The following is a 12897-nucleotide window of genomic DNA, read 5'->3' on the forward strand; positions in this document are numbered from 1 at the left end:
AGAGAGGTCAATATGGATTTTAGCCTTAAGACGTTAATGCATGCGGGGATCGGCGGATCGGGGTTAGGTTTTGGGTCGACAGGGTTTGTTCCTTTATTATTTCCGTCAATGCCTTTCACTGATTTCATGATGTACTTCGGGGCGATCGCGGGAGCCGTTGTTTTTATCGCGCTGTATCTTTTTTTTGTCTGGCAGGACCAGTAATGCAGGCATCCTGGTACTTCCCACATGATAATCAACAGCTGATGCATTTCTACTTTGTCATTTGCTCCGTTTATTTGTTGATTCATTTGGTTTTGGATTGGCGGTCAGAAAAAACGCCGCCATTTTCACTGAGCAATATTAAATATAAACTGCATCAGGTTTTCTCCGGTATAACATTAGCATCAAGCGCTTTTTTCGTGGTGATCATTGTAGACCTGTCGAATCCGCTTCGTTATTCCGATGCGTTAATTGTACCGCTGACCTATGCTGCCTTATCCGGGATGATGATTTCGCTGGCCAATATCGTCCCGGAACCGTGTGAACCGGGATAAGATTACTTCACCAGCGCCAGCGAGAACCCATCCCAGCCTTTGGCACCCACAGTCTGAATGGCGGTGGCATCCAGGCGTGGATCGTTGCCCATCTGTGAAAGAAAATCACGTACTCCCTGGATGTTCCAGTCGCTGGTATCCCCATCGGCAACCCGTCCGTTACGCACGACGTTATCACCAATAATCAGGGTGCCTGAACGTGAGTACTGTATTGCCCACTCCAGATAGGCCGGATTATTGCGTTTGTCGGCATCAATAAAGATCATATCAAAAGGCGCTGCGTCAGCCAGTGTGGGCAGAGTATCCAGTGCGGCACCCACGCGGATCGTGACCTTGCTCTCCAGCCCGGCACGTCGAATATTCTGCGCGGCAATCTCTGCGTGATGCGCTTCATACTCCAGGGTGATCACTTTTCCGTCATCCGGCAGCGCCCGCGCCAGCCACAGTGTGCTGTAGCCGCCCAGCGTCCCGATTTCCAGAATGCGTTTTGCGCCGACCATTTTCGCCAACAGATTAAGCAGTTTTCCCTGATTCGGGGCCACATCAATGGCAGGTAACCCGGCGGCCTGGTTGTTTTCCAGCGCGGCCAGCAGCGCCGCATCCTGTGGCACCAGTTGTTCCACCAGATATTGGTCGACCTGTGTCCAGCGTGGCTGATTCATGGGGTTTCCTTTCACATAATTGACGGGATCATTGTCGCTGGGGCAGCCTGGAAGGTGTCGGCCTGAAGGGAACGGGGCGACTTTTTCTGGCCGCCCCGTGCAGGGATTACTCTTCGTCAGCAAAATACCAGTAGCCGCTGTTGACCAGCGCGGCCAGCTGGGCGAGGAAGGACGGGTCGTCCAGCGCATCGCCGAACTGATCCTGCCCCAGCGTTAAATCGTTCGCCAGTGCCGTCAGAGCTGCACGGTGCGGCGATTCCACCTGCTCACCGTTAATAAATACGGCCTGACCAATCGAGACCACGCGCAGGCCGCCAAGGCGTGACAGCCTGTCACCCTGTTGCAGTGCATCGTAGATCTCATCCGGTTGATAAGGCGGTTCCGGCGGGGCGACATCCAGTTCGTGGCGCGACTGCGAAACAAACTCACCGAACCACTGGTTAAAGTGCTCAGGCTGGTTGATGACGTCCATCATCATGGCGCGAATACCATCGAGTTCGTCAGGCAGGATCTCTGCATTATGTTCGCGTGGCTGCACATCCGGATCGCTGAAGCGACGGCTGCCCAGCTCACGTGCCAGCACGTAATCAGCAAAGCCGCTGATCAGTTCACGTCCGCTTGGCGCACGGAAACCGACTGAATAGTTAATCGCGTTTTCCAGTGAGTAGCCTTCGTGCGGGAATCCTGGCGGGATGTAGAGAATATCACCCGGCTCCATCTCTTCATCGATAATCGCATCAAAGGGTTCCACCTGGAGCAAATCCGGGTGCGGGCAATGCTGTTTCAGTTCTGTTTTTTCACCCACACGCCAGCGACGACGGCCGGTTCCCTGAATGATAAACACATCATACTGGTCGAAGTGAGGGCCAACGCCACCGCCCGGCACCGAGAAGGAGATCATCAGGTCGTCAACGCGCCAGTCGGGGATCATCCGGAAGGGATGCATCAGGGCGGCAGAAGGTTCATGCCAGTGGTCTACAGCCTGTACCAGCAGTGACCAGTTATTTTCGCCAAGATGATCAAAGCTCTCAAACGGGCCGTGGCTGACTTCCCATTTCCCCTCCTGGTGACTGACCAGACGGCTGTCGACTTCATTCTCCATCGCCAGGCCCGCCAGTTCATCGGGTGAAATAGGATCTACGAAGTTTTTGAAACCGCGCTTGAGGACTACCGGGCGTTTCTGCCAGTAGCGCTGAATAAAATCGGGCCAGTTGAGATCGAGCTGATAATCCATGATGGTTTCCTGAAACGCGTAAGTGGAAAGATTATAACAGCGCACGGCCACTGTGTAATGTCATGGCCGGGGGGAAAATTACTCGTGCTTATGCAGCATTTCCTGGCGCTGGAATTCGACTTCCATACGCGCGCCGCCAAGCTCGCTGGTGCTGGCACGAATATCCCCCGCGTACTGTTCGAGGATATCGCGTGCCAGTGACAGACCCAGCCCCTGGCCGGGGCGCAGTGTATCGGCACGCTGACCGCGAATAAACACCAGATCACGCTTGTTCTCCGGAATGCCAGGACCGTCATCCTCAACGATGAGCAGCAGTGTTTTTTCCGTCTGTTGCACGCTGACCTCAACGAACTCAAGGCAGTATTTGCAGGCGTTATCCAGTACGTTACCCATCACTTCCATAAAATCGTTCTGCTCACCGACGAAAATCACCTCCGGTGAAATATCCAGCGTCAGAACAACGCCTTTTCGCTGATAGACTTTATTCAGTGCCGAGCACAGCCCGTCGAGCAGGGCCGGAACCGAATGCACATCGCGCTTCAGTGCATGGTGATCGGCCTGCATGCTGGCGCGATGCAGGTAATAGCCAATCTGCTGGGAAATACGGCTGATCTGCTCCAGCATGATGGGCTCGGCCTGCTCGATGGAGAGATTGCGTTCACCGCGCAGCGAACGCAGCGTGGTTTGCAGCACCGCAAGCGGGGTTTTCAGGCTGTGCGTCAGATCGCTCAGCGTTGTGCGGTAACGGGTGTAGCGCTGGCGTTCGTTATCCAGCAGCAGGTTCAGATTTCGCACCAGCCCTTTTAGCTCCTGGGGCGGGGCGGGATCAAGCGTGTCGCGATTGCCGCCCTCCAGCTCACGGACCTGGGCTGCCAGCGCGCCAATCGGACGCAGACTCCAGTGTGCAGCCAGCCACAGCAACGGGATAATCAGCAGCAGATTGGCCAGCAAGACATAGCTGAACCACGACCACACCACATCAGAGTGTTGTAGCTCTTGCGGAATGGAGTCGACCACCACGATGGTCAGCGCCGGCAGGTTGGGCGTGGCATCATAACGGTTCACCGCCACCGAGTGGGTGAAGGTATCGTTGCCATCATCGTCATAGGCGCTGAGTTTACTTTGTGCATCCCGATCGTTGCCCAGCACTTCGCGGCTGGTGTGATTATTGGTGTCGATCTCATAAAAGTCCGACTTATTCAGCCATTCGCGGCGGATCTTGCTGCGAATATCGGGGACATCACGCTGTTGCCACAGCAGTTTGCCGTTATTGTCGTAAATAAACACCAGCGCAGGAAAATTGAGCGTCATGCGCTCAGGCTGCACGATAGTCAGCTTATTGTCCTGCCACTGGGAGAGAGTGAAAAACAGATTACTTTCGCTGCGCAGCACGCGGTAGGTGTTTTTATCGAAGCTCACCACATAGCCGATGACCGCCACCATGCCGTAGGAGAGCGACATGGTTAACACGACCGCTGCGGTAGCGAGTAAGAAACGGACCCGCAGCGAAAGCGGTTTTTTGCGGCGCCAGTTAAACATGCTCAGAGATCGAAGCGGTAGCCCTGACCGCGCACCGTAGTGATGACGTCCTGAGCGTGCTCTGCCAGGATTTTTTTGCGTAAGCGGCCCATCAGCACATCAATCGTGTGACTCTCGCGCAATTCGGCATCGGGGTAGAGTTGCAGCATCAGTGAGTCTTTACTGACCACTTTGCCTGCATTACGGATCAGCGTTTCAATAATGGTGTACTCGAAGGCGGTCAGTTTGATCTGTTGCTCATTGATCGTCAGCTCACGGCGTGAGAGATCCACCTGGAAAGGGTGCAGGGTGATAATTTGCGAGGCTAACCCGCTGTTGCGGCGCATCAACGCCTGCATCCGGGCTACGACCTCTTCAATATGAAAGGGCTTGGTCACGTAATCATCGGCACCGGCTTCCAGTGCTTCAACTTTAGCCTGCCAGCCGTCACGCGCGGTGAGGACCAGAATCGGCTGACGGACTTCCTGGCTGCGCCAGCGGCGGATCAGCGCCATGCCGTCTTCATCCGGCAGCCCGAGATCGACCAGGGTAATATCCGGTGTGTGTTCATTGAGGAAATAGTCGGCTTCTTTCGCGTCTTCGGCGGCATCAACCTGGTGGCCCATCTCACGCAACTGCACCGCCAGATGATGACGCAGCAGCGGATTATCTTCCACAACTAACACTCGCATAACCGAATCCTTAATAAGATCAAATAACCAGAATTAACAACATAGCCCCAGGAGACCTGAAGGTGCAATAGCCCGAACGGTGGCTCGTTTTTTTTGGGGGCACAACAGGCGTTAAGTATAGGGGAGATCAGATAAACAAGAGGTTAACACGGGCCGACTGAGTCGGCCCGGTGGGGCGAGATTATTTCAGGTCGTCAACCATCTGGATGGCGCGGCCGATATAGTTGGCCGGGGTCATCTGTTTCAGGCGAGTTTTCTCGTCTTCCGGCAGATCCAGTCCGTCGATGAAGGTTTTCATGCCTTCAGCGTCAACACGTTTACCGCGGGTCAGTTCTTTCAACTTCTCGTAAGGTTTTTCGATGCCGTAACGGCGCATGACTGTCTGGATCGGTTCAGCCAGCACTTCCCAGTTGTGATCCAGCTCGTCCAGCAGACGCGCGCGGTTCACTTCCAGTTTGGAGATGCCTTTCAGCGTTGCCTGATAAGCGATCAGCGCATAACCCACGCCCACGCCGAGGTTACGCAGTACCGTGGAGTCGGTCAGGTCGCGCTGCCAGCGTGATACCGGCAGTTTACTGGCCAGGTGCTGCATCATGGCGTTAGCCAGGCCCAGGTTGCCTTCGGAGTTTTCGAAGTCAATCGGGTTCACCTTGTGCGGCATGGTGGAAGAACCGATTTCACCCGCAATGGTTTTCTGCTTGAAGTGGTTCAGTGCGATGTAACCCCAGACATCACGATCGAAGTCGATCAGAATGGTGTTAAAGCGCGCCATGCAGTCAAACAGCTCGGCAATGTAGTCGTGCGGCTCGATCTGCGTGGTGTACGGGTTCCATGTCACGCCCAGTGACGTCACGAAGGTTTCACTGAATTCATGCCAGTCCACTTCCGGGTACGCCGCGATGTGGGCGTTGTAGTTGCCCACGGCACCGTTGATTTTACCCAGGATTTCAATGCGTTCTAACTGGCGCAGCTGACGCTCAAAGCGATAGGCAACGTTCGCCATCTCTTTACCCAGCGTTGACGGCGTTGCAGGCTGGCCGTGGGTGCGCGACAGCAATGGGATATCACGGTACTGCACCGCCAGGTCCTTCACGGCGACGATGATTTTGTTCCAGTAAGGCACAATCACCTCACGGCGTGCGGTTTCCAGCATCAGCGCGTGTGACAGGTTATTGATATCTTCTGAAGTACAGGCGAAGTGAATAAATTCAGATACCGCGTGCAGGGCAGGGACGGATTCCACTTTCTCTTTCAGAAAGTATTCCACTGCTTTCACATCGTGATTGGTGGTGCGCTCAATGGTTTTGATGCGCGCAGCGTCTTCTTCGCTGAAACTGCTGACAATAGCATCAAGGTAAGCGTTTGCGTCGGCATCAAATGCAGGAACTTCCTTGATCGCAGCGCAGGTTGCCAGTTTCTGTAACCAGCGAACTTCAACCTCAACGCGGAATTTCAGCAGGCCATATTCGCTGAAAATACCACGCAGTGGGCTGACTTTGTCGCCATAACGGCCATCTACAGGTGAGACGGCGGTCAGAGAGGATAATTCCATTGTTGCTGCTCCAGGATCGGTTAAAAAATCAGGTTGGGGTCCCGTTAAGGCGGGCCAGAATCGCTTTTGCCTCATTGACTAAGCGGTTACGGGAAAACATCAGCTGCAGACGGCCACCGCCGACCTGCTGCCACAACACCGCTGCACGGATACCCGCCAGCAATGTTGCACGAACTTTGCTCTGTACCTGACTATTCTGCAGGACAGCCGGTGAACCGGTGACCTGGATGCGCGGGCCGAGCGGGCTGATTACATCGACATAAATCCCTGCCATCGCGCTTAACAGGGTATCGGATTCCAGATCGTAGTGCGCCAGTTGGCGATCGAGCTGGGCAATACGGCTGGACAACTCATTCAGTGCCGTTTTGCTGGCGTTCAGTTTACGCTCCAGCACCATCATACTCAGCGTGTAACGCGTCAGTTCGGCGCCCAGACCCTGGCGGCTGTTGCTGTTCAGCACGGCCAACAGGGTTTCCAGGCCAAACTGCAGGTTTGCTTCGTCGTTACCGAACACCGCCAGTGTGGATGACGGGTTCAGGTCCAGCAGGCTCTTCAGCGATGTTTTTAACGCATCGGGCGGGCACTGTCCCTGGTGCGCCAGTTGCTGCACCAGGTGAGCGGACTGGCAGACGCCAGCCAGTGCCAGAGTAATATCATAGTAATTCTTCGCCACGGTAACTCCTGTATACGCCAGACTTCAGGCTGCTGGTACGTTGGCTGCTGTTCTGCGGCCCGACTGTTGATGTGTTAACCCGCTTATGCGTTAACCAGCGGCTGACGCTGCTCGATGATGCCGCCACCCAGGCAGACTTCATCGATATAGAAAACCGCCGACTGCCCAGGCGTCACGGCTGCCACCGGCTGGTCAAAACGTACTTCAATACGTTCAGCATCCAGCGGGGTGACAGTGCAGGGGATATCTTCCTGACGATAACGGGTTTTCACCATGCAGCGCAGCGGTGCGGTCAGCGTTTCGCGATCCACCCAATGCAACTGCTGAGCAATCAGGCCCGTGGACATCAGACGCGGATGGTCGTGGCCCTGAGCAACCACCAGTACATTGTTCGCTACGTCTTTATCGACCACGTACCAGGGCTCTTCGTTACCGTCTTTGGTACCGCCGATTCCCAGCCCTTTACGCTGGCCCAGCGTGTGGTACATCAGACCCTGATGCTGCCCGACGGTGTCGCCGTCAACGGACACAATCGGCCCCGGCTGAGCGGGCAGATAACGGCCCAGGAACTCGGTAAATTTGCGCTCACCAATAAAGCAGATGCCGGTGGAGTCTTTTTTCTTCGCGGTGATCAAATCAAGCTGTTCTGCAATACGGCGGACTTCGGGTTTCTCTAATTCGCCCACCGGGAACAGGCTTTGTGCAATCTGTTCATGACCGAGGGTGTAGAGGAAGTAGCTCTGATCTTTATTGCCATCCAGACCGCGCAGCAGGCGGCTTTTACCGTCCACATCCTGGCGACGCACGTAGTGACCGGTGGCGATGTAGTCGGCCCCCAGATCTTCGGCGGCAAATTCCAGGAAGGCTTTAAATTTGATCTCTTTATTGCAGAGAATATCAGGATTGGGCGTACGGCCCGCTTTGTATTCCGCCAGGAAGTGTTCAAACACATTGTCCCAGTATTCGGCGGCAAAATTAACCGTATGCAGATAGATACCGAGTTTGTCACAGACTGCCTGCGCATCGGCTAAATCTTCCGCTGCGGTGCAATACTCCTCACCATCATCCTCCTCCCAGTTTTTCATAAACAGGCCTTCAACCTGATAACCCTGTTGCTGGAGCAACCAGGCGGAAACGGAGGAGTCAACGCCGCCGGACATCCCGACGATCACTTTTTTCTGGCTGTTAGAACTGTTCAACATTGCTTGTCCGACTTTAAGGAGCCGTTAAAGGCGACTCTGATAAAATTGCGCGGCATTCTATCACGCGTCGGCGACCTGCGCACTCTCGCTAAACGGCCACTGGAAGGCACTGAGGATCTCCAGCGGATAGCGCGGCCCGATCTGATAAATGTGCAGGCTTTCTGCGACCAGCGGTGAGCGCAGTTTTTTTGACGTCATGATCTCCTGCGGCGGCAGCCACCAGCAGCGATCAATATCGCGGTCCTGTGGGTAGGTGTCGATCGCTTCAGGCAGATCCAGGGCGAACAGGAATCGCAGGAACGGGGTGTTATCCGGGGCAATCCACTGGTGCAGACGTAAAAAGGCCTGGGGGATCGCATCAATGCCGGTCTCTTCCGACAGTTCACGCACCGCTGCCTGAAGCAGCGTTTCATCCGCTTCCAGATGGCCCGCAGGCTGGTTCCAAGTTGTGCGTCCACGCACACGTTCTTCTACTACCAGAAACTGTCCTTCAGCCTGTACCACCGTGGCTACGGTGACGTGCGGTTTAAACATAATGTCCTCCATTCGGTTAAGACGCGCAGCGTGCCACGCGTTAAAAAGTCAGATTTCGTTGCTGATATCACGCCATTCGCCTGGCGCCAGACCCTGTAACTGTAACGCACCCATGGAGAAACGGATCAGCCGCAGGGTGGGAAAGCCGATATGCGCCGTCATTCGACGTACCTGACGGTTACGCCCTTCAAACAGGGTGATTTTCAGCCAGCAGGTCGGAATCGCTTTGCGCTCACGAATCGGAGGTTGACGATCCCACAACCAGTCGGGGGCGGCCACTTTTTCTACCCCGGCGGGCAGGGTGGGGCCATCTTTCAGATTTACGCCAGTGCGTAACGGTTGCAGGTCACTCTCCTGCGGATCGCCCTCGACCTGTACAAAATAGATTTTTCCGGTGCGTTTACCGGGCTGGGTCAGCGTGGCCTGGAGTGCGCCGTCATTGGTCAGCACCATCAGCCCTTCGCTGTCACGGTCAAGGCGCCCGGCAGCATAAATACCCGGCTGGGAAACATAATCTTTTAGCGTGCGGCGCCCGGCTTCATCGCTGAACTGGGGCAACACATCAAAGGGCTTATTAAACAGCACCACGCAACGTGGGCCTTTAACGGCTGGTTTGGCGGCGCGGCGCGGGCCGGAACGCCCAGGGTGATGATTCGTCAAGGAAGATTTTCGCATGGTCTTTGCACTGAGTAACAATGAGTGCATTATACCGCAATCCCGAGATGATTGGCGCGGAGTCAATATTCAAGTAGTATTGACGCGCATCTTACAAGTCATTAACAAAAAAAAGCGCTCGAAGGAGAGGTTAATGGAAAGCAAAGTAGTTGTTCCGGCGGAAGGTCAGAAAATCACCCTGGATCAGGGAAAACTCAACGTACCTAACAATCCAATCATCCCGTTCATCGAAGGTGATGGCATTGGCGTTGACGTGTCTCCAGTGATGATCAAAGTTGTTGATGCCGCTGTGCAGAAAGCTTACAACGGTGAGCGTAAAATTTCCTGGATGGAAATTTACACCGGTGAGAAATCGGTAGAGCTTTACGGCCAGGATGTCTGGTTACCAGAAGAAACCCTCGACCTGATTAAAGAATATCGCGTTGCCATCAAAGGCCCACTGACCACCCCGGTCGGCGGCGGTATTCGTTCCCTGAACGTTGCCCTGCGTCAGCAGCTTGATCTGTACATCTGCCTGCGTCCTGTCCGTTACTACACCGGCACACCAAGCCCGGTGAAACGCCCGGAAGACACCGATATGGTGATTTTCCGTGAGAACTCCGAAGATATCTATGCGGGTATCGAGTGGAAAGCGGGTACGCCGGAAGCAGATAAAGTCATCAAGTTCCTGCGTGATGAAATGGGCGTGAAGAAAATTCGCTTCCCTGAGCAGTGCGGTATCGGCGTTAAGCCATGTTCAGAAGCGGGCACCCAGCGTCTGGTGCGTGCAGCCATCGAATACGCAATCACTAACGACCGTGATTCTGTAACGCTGGTTCACAAAGGCAACATCATGAAATTCACCGAAGGCGCTTTCAAAGACTGGGGTTACCAGTTGGCGAAAGAAGAATTCGGCGGTGAGCTGATCGATGGTGGTCCGTGGATGACGGTGAAGAACCCGAACACCGGCAAAGAGATCGTCATTAAAGACGTGATCGCCGATGCCTTCCTGCAGCAGATCCTGCTGCGTCCGGCTGAGTATGACGTAATTGCCTGTATGAACCTGAACGGTGACTACATCTCTGACGCCCTGGCGGCGCAGGTGGGCGGTATCGGTATTGCTCCGGGTGCTAACATCGGTGACGAATGTGCACTGTTTGAAGCCACCCACGGTACTGCACCTAAGTATGCTGGCCAGGATAAAGTAAACCCAGGTTCTATCATCCTGTCTGCAGAAATGATGCTGCGTCATATGGAATGGTTCGAAGCCGCTGACCTGATTGTTAAAGGCATGGAAGGCGCAATCGCTGCCAAAACCGTGACCTATGACTTCGAACGTCAGATGGACGGCGCTAAGTTGCTGAAAGCTTCAGAGTTTGGCGACGCGATGATTAAACACATGTAATCAGCCCTGCTGATGCTGTGCTGACGGGAACCTTAGGGTTCCCGTTTTTTATTTTCAGTTTCGAATTATTTAGCGTGATATTCTTCACGTTTTTGCTTCAGAGAGGCAGATAGCCACGCCAGGAAATCAAGTAGCGTTGGGGTGTAATAATGGGTGTCACCGGCCAAATATCGCGTCAGCTTGTTCAGAGCGACAGCGGCAGATTCATTGTCCGGATAAGTTTGGCAGAAATCATCAATATTACGGATCAGGTTATCCAGATAGTTTTCACCATCTTCAATATAGATTTTGAAAGCAGAATCGACAATGTCGGGATAATTTTCGCCATATTCATCGCTATCCTGCCCGAAGAAAACGATGAAAAAGTTACTGATGCTGGTGAAATCTTTCATATTTAAAGTACCGGAAACGAAGTGGTGATGTAATAAGGCTTATTGTTATATTGTTTCTTCTTCATAACAACCTCAATTTTGGTGGTTTTAACTGCTTTGCTTATTGCCTGTTCGGCAATCTCCAGAGAAATGAAAGAGCTGGCGCGTTTATTTCTCTGCCCCAGATACGCTCAGTAAGCACTGACTCATCAGCCATGACGGCTGCCAACTGGACCGGGGTCATGGCAATACTAAAACCGTTTTCCATAACGTTTCCTTGTTATCACATCATCCAGAACTGAGGGTAAAGGAGTGGGTGCAACGGGTAAATATTATCCAGTGCACTCGCGTCTTTTTCGTAAAAACACTCAATTTTGTATAGCATCGGCAAGTGATGACTTAATCGTGGATATCTTATATGTGATCGCTTTACGAGGATGAATGATTGTCAGGACATGGCACGGCTACGTGCCTCTCAAACACGTGGAAGGATTTAGCGCTCACTTGCAGAGAAAGCTGGGGTAGAGCATGCAAAAGGGACGCCGGGTAACAAAGGCGCAGCTGTCCGCCGTGAAACGCAGGGGGGACTGGGAGCATTTTTTCCTGGCGACGTGGTGGGAGGGTTTGGATGCCGTGAAGGTGTTTGCCGGAGACGTTCAGGAAGGTAACACGGTGACAGTGGCCCACATGGATGTGGGCCGTAGAGTATTATCTGGCGTTATACTCATCACGCTTTTGTTTTAGAGTGGACGAAAGCCACTCCAGAAATTCAAGAAGTGTTGGTGTGTAACATCTCGTATTGCCCGCAGACCCTCCGGTAAGTTCATTCAGGGCAACAGCAGCGGACTCATTGTCCGGGTGATTTTTACGAAAGTCATCAATGTTGGTGATTAGGTTATTGAGATAATTACCACCATCTTCCACATAAATCTTAAAAGCAGAATCTACAATCTCTGGATAACTTTCACCATATTCATCACTGTCCTGTCCAAAAAAAATGATGAAAAAGTTACTAATGCTGGTGAATTTTTTCATATTTAAAGTACCGGATAAGCTGTGGTGATGTAATAAGGTTTGTTGTTGAATCTTTTTTTCTTCATAACAACCTCAATTCTGGTGGCTTTAACTGCCTCAGTTGAATCATATTTAACAATGATCCCTACATTTTTCTTAACGTTATACTTAAAAATAAGGTGAGATTCATTATCAGTGCTATTACTATTTGCCCATTGCCGAATTTCAGCCCGATTGGCTTTAACGGCTTTGCTTATGGCCTGTTCGGCAATATGCAGAGAAATGAAAGAGCTGGCAGCGTTTCCTTCTTTGAATGAACCTGACTGTATACCCCTCTTAACCTTTTCCAGTAATTCACGCTCAGATTTGCCCACATGCTTTCTCAAAGTATGCCCACCGCCCGAAAAACCTTTCACGGCCTCATGTCTCATCAAATTAACCTGTCCCATTCTGACCGATGCCACACGAGCCGCACCCGCTACTGAGAACGGGAGTATCACATCCACGGCGATACCGATCTGGTCAGCCGTAGACTTATCTGCGCCCAGCTCACTTGCGATACCCGCCGTAGCGCGAGCGGTCATTGAGGCCGTTGGTTTGCCGGAATACACCTGCCAGGCCGAAGCACTCATCCCATCCAGACTGTGCGCCCCCACAATAATGCATCCCGCTTTCGTCACTCCGGTAGGTTCCGGGACCAGGCAAAGGGCAGTGGCACCGGCCAGCTCCAGCACACTACCGAGAAACCCGATACTGCCCCAGATACGCTCAGTAAGCACTGACTCATCAGCCATGACGGCTGCCAACTGGACCGGGGTCATGGCAATACTAAAACCGTTTTCCATAACGT

Annotated in this window: 16 protein-coding genes and 1 pseudogene; 4 read left to right on the top strand and 13 right to left on the bottom strand. The window is 53.1% G+C overall.

Annotated features, from left to right (window positions below; genetic code table 11):
• The first annotated feature begins 12 nt into the window (after positions 1-12).
• Both LJN55_RS09610 and LJN55_RS09615 read left to right on the top strand, forming a co-directional pair.
• Positions 13-204, top strand: coding sequence for a hypothetical protein (locus LJN55_RS09610; protein WP_227536134.1), 192 nt, complete (start codon positions 13-15; stop codon positions 202-204).
• Positions 204-536: a hypothetical protein gene (locus LJN55_RS09615; RefSeq protein WP_227536135.1), complete on the top strand. Its 333-nt coding sequence runs from the start codon at positions 204-206 to the stop codon at positions 534-536. The genes LJN55_RS09610 and LJN55_RS09615 overlap by 1 nt, the downstream gene beginning before the upstream one ends.
• 2 nt (positions 537-538) lie before the next feature.
• On the opposite strand, the gene LJN55_RS09620 is transcribed toward LJN55_RS09615, so the two are convergent.
• From LJN55_RS09620 to rluE, 9 genes are all read right to left on the bottom strand, one after another.
• The gene (locus tag LJN55_RS09620) at positions 539-1198 is read right to left on the bottom strand and encodes an O-methyltransferase (protein WP_227536136.1); all 660 of its coding nucleotides are present in this window, start codon (positions 1196-1198) and stop codon (positions 539-541) included.
• 106 nt (positions 1199-1304) lie between these two features.
• Positions 1305-2432 carry a ribosomal protein uL16 3-hydroxylase gene (locus tag LJN55_RS09625; RefSeq protein WP_159337285.1) on the bottom strand — a complete coding sequence of 376 codons (1128 nt, stop codon included), beginning with the start codon at positions 2430-2432 and terminating at the stop codon, positions 1305-1307.
• Between the two features lie 78 nt (positions 2433-2510).
• Positions 2511-3971, bottom strand: coding sequence for a two-component system sensor histidine kinase PhoQ (phoQ, locus tag LJN55_RS09630; RefSeq protein WP_133843289.1), 1461 nt, complete (start codon positions 3969-3971; stop codon positions 2511-2513).
• A 2-nt stretch (positions 3972-3973) separates the two neighbouring features.
• Positions 3974-4642: a two-component system response regulator PhoP gene (phoP, locus tag LJN55_RS09635; RefSeq protein ID WP_133843291.1), complete on the bottom strand. Its 669-nt coding sequence runs from the start codon at positions 4640-4642 to the stop codon at positions 3974-3976.
• 181 nt (positions 4643-4823) lie between these two features.
• Positions 4824-6194 carry an adenylosuccinate lyase gene (gene purB, locus LJN55_RS09640; RefSeq protein ID WP_133843292.1) on the bottom strand — a complete coding sequence of 457 codons (1371 nt, stop codon included), beginning with the start codon at positions 6192-6194 and terminating at the stop codon, positions 4824-4826.
• A gap of 28 nt (positions 6195-6222) precedes the next feature.
• Entirely contained in the window at positions 6223-6867 is a 645-nt protein-coding gene (hflD, locus tag LJN55_RS09645; RefSeq protein ID WP_133843293.1) for a high frequency lysogenization protein HflD, read from the bottom strand.
• A gap of 83 nt (positions 6868-6950) precedes the next feature.
• Positions 6951-8069: a tRNA 2-thiouridine(34) synthase MnmA gene (gene mnmA / locus LJN55_RS09650; protein ID WP_133843294.1), complete on the bottom strand. Its 1119-nt coding sequence runs from the start codon at positions 8067-8069 to the stop codon at positions 6951-6953.
• A gap of 60 nt (positions 8070-8129) precedes the next feature.
• Positions 8130-8603, bottom strand: coding sequence for an NUDIX domain-containing protein (locus LJN55_RS09655; RefSeq protein ID WP_227536137.1), 474 nt, complete (start codon positions 8601-8603; stop codon positions 8130-8132).
• Between the two features lie 48 nt (positions 8604-8651).
• A complete protein-coding gene (rluE, locus tag LJN55_RS09660; protein ID WP_227536138.1) occupies positions 8652-9308 on the bottom strand; it encodes a 23S rRNA pseudouridine(2457) synthase RluE in 657 nt (218 codons plus the stop codon).
• 103 nt (positions 9309-9411) lie between these two features.
• On the opposite strand from rluE, the gene icd reads away from it, so the two are divergent.
• On the top strand, positions 9412-10662 hold the full coding sequence (gene icd, locus LJN55_RS09665; RefSeq protein WP_133843297.1) for an NADP-dependent isocitrate dehydrogenase: 1251 nt from the start codon (positions 9412-9414) through the stop codon (positions 10660-10662).
• A 65-nt stretch (positions 10663-10727) separates the two neighbouring features.
• On the opposite strand, the gene LJN55_RS09670 is transcribed toward icd, so the two are convergent.
• Both LJN55_RS09670 and LJN55_RS09675 read right to left on the bottom strand, forming a co-directional pair.
• The gene (locus LJN55_RS09670) at positions 10728-11054 is read right to left on the bottom strand and encodes a hypothetical protein (RefSeq protein ID WP_227536139.1); all 327 of its coding nucleotides are present in this window, start codon (positions 11052-11054) and stop codon (positions 10728-10730) included.
• 100 nt (positions 11055-11154) lie between these two features.
• Positions 11155-11301: a hypothetical protein gene (locus LJN55_RS09675; RefSeq protein ID WP_227536140.1), complete on the bottom strand. Its 147-nt coding sequence runs from the start codon at positions 11299-11301 to the stop codon at positions 11155-11157.
• 173 nt (positions 11302-11474) lie between these two features.
• Between LJN55_RS09675 and LJN55_RS09680 the strand changes: the two are divergent.
• Positions 11475-11687: pseudogene (locus tag LJN55_RS09680) on the top strand (hypothetical protein); the annotation flags it as partial.
• Positions 11688-11741: 54 nt separating this feature from the next.
• Here LJN55_RS09680 and LJN55_RS09685 read toward each other — a convergent pair.
• Positions 11742-12068, bottom strand: coding sequence for a contact-dependent growth inhibition system immunity protein (locus LJN55_RS09685; protein ID WP_227536141.1), 327 nt, complete (start codon positions 12066-12068; stop codon positions 11742-11744).
• Between the two features lie 2 nt (positions 12069-12070).
• Complete coding sequence (locus LJN55_RS09690) at positions 12071-12892, bottom strand: RNase A-like domain-containing protein (protein ID WP_227536142.1); 822 nt, start codon at positions 12890-12892, stop codon at positions 12071-12073.
• Positions 12893-12897 lie beyond the last annotated feature (5 nt).

This window comes from Erwinia rhapontici (assembly GCF_020683125.1).
Lineage (GTDB): Bacteria > Pseudomonadota > Gammaproteobacteria > Enterobacterales > Enterobacteriaceae > Erwinia > Erwinia rhapontici.

Bases quoted from the DNA above. Each gene is read 5' to 3' on its own strand.
- LJN55_RS09610 (WP_227536134.1), top strand. From the start codon at position 13: ATGGATTTTAGCCTTAAGACGTTAATGCATGCGGGGATCGGCGGATCG.
- rluE (WP_227536138.1), bottom strand. From the start codon at position 9,308: ATGCACTCATTGTTACTCAGTGCAAAGACCATGCGAAAATCTTCCTTG.
- LJN55_RS09690 (WP_227536142.1), bottom strand. From the start codon at position 12,892: ATGGAAAACGGTTTTAGTATTGCCATGACCCCGGTCCAGTTGGCAGCC.
- icd (WP_133843297.1), top strand. From the start codon at position 9,412: ATGGAAAGCAAAGTAGTTGTTCCGGCGGAAGGTCAGAAAATCACCCTG.
- mnmA (WP_133843294.1), bottom strand. From the start codon at position 8,069: ATGTTGAACAGTTCTAACAGCCAGAAAAAAGTGATCGTCGGGATGTCC.
- purB (WP_133843292.1), bottom strand. From the start codon at position 6,194: ATGGAATTATCCTCTCTGACCGCCGTCTCACCTGTAGATGGCCGTTAT.
- phoQ (WP_133843289.1), bottom strand. From the start codon at position 3,971: ATGTTTAACTGGCGCCGCAAAAAACCGCTTTCGCTGCGGGTCCGTTTC.
- LJN55_RS09670 (WP_227536139.1), bottom strand. From the start codon at position 11,054: ATGAAAGATTTCACCAGCATCAGTAACTTTTTCATCGTTTTCTTCGGG.
- LJN55_RS09620 (WP_227536136.1), bottom strand. From the start codon at position 1,198: ATGAATCAGCCACGCTGGACACAGGTCGACCAATATCTGGTGGAACAA.
- LJN55_RS09625 (WP_159337285.1), bottom strand. From the start codon at position 2,432: ATGGATTATCAGCTCGATCTCAACTGGCCCGATTTTATTCAGCGCTAC.
- LJN55_RS09685 (WP_227536141.1), bottom strand. From the start codon at position 12,068: ATGAAAAAATTCACCAGCATTAGTAACTTTTTCATCATTTTTTTTGGA.
- LJN55_RS09675 (WP_227536140.1), bottom strand. From the start codon at position 11,301: ATGGAAAACGGTTTTAGTATTGCCATGACCCCGGTCCAGTTGGCAGCC.
- phoP (WP_133843291.1), bottom strand. From the start codon at position 4,642: ATGCGAGTGTTAGTTGTGGAAGATAATCCGCTGCTGCGTCATCATCTG.
- LJN55_RS09615 (WP_227536135.1), top strand. From the start codon at position 204: ATGCAGGCATCCTGGTACTTCCCACATGATAATCAACAGCTGATGCAT.
- LJN55_RS09655 (WP_227536137.1), bottom strand. From the start codon at position 8,603: ATGTTTAAACCGCACGTCACCGTAGCCACGGTGGTACAGGCTGAAGGA.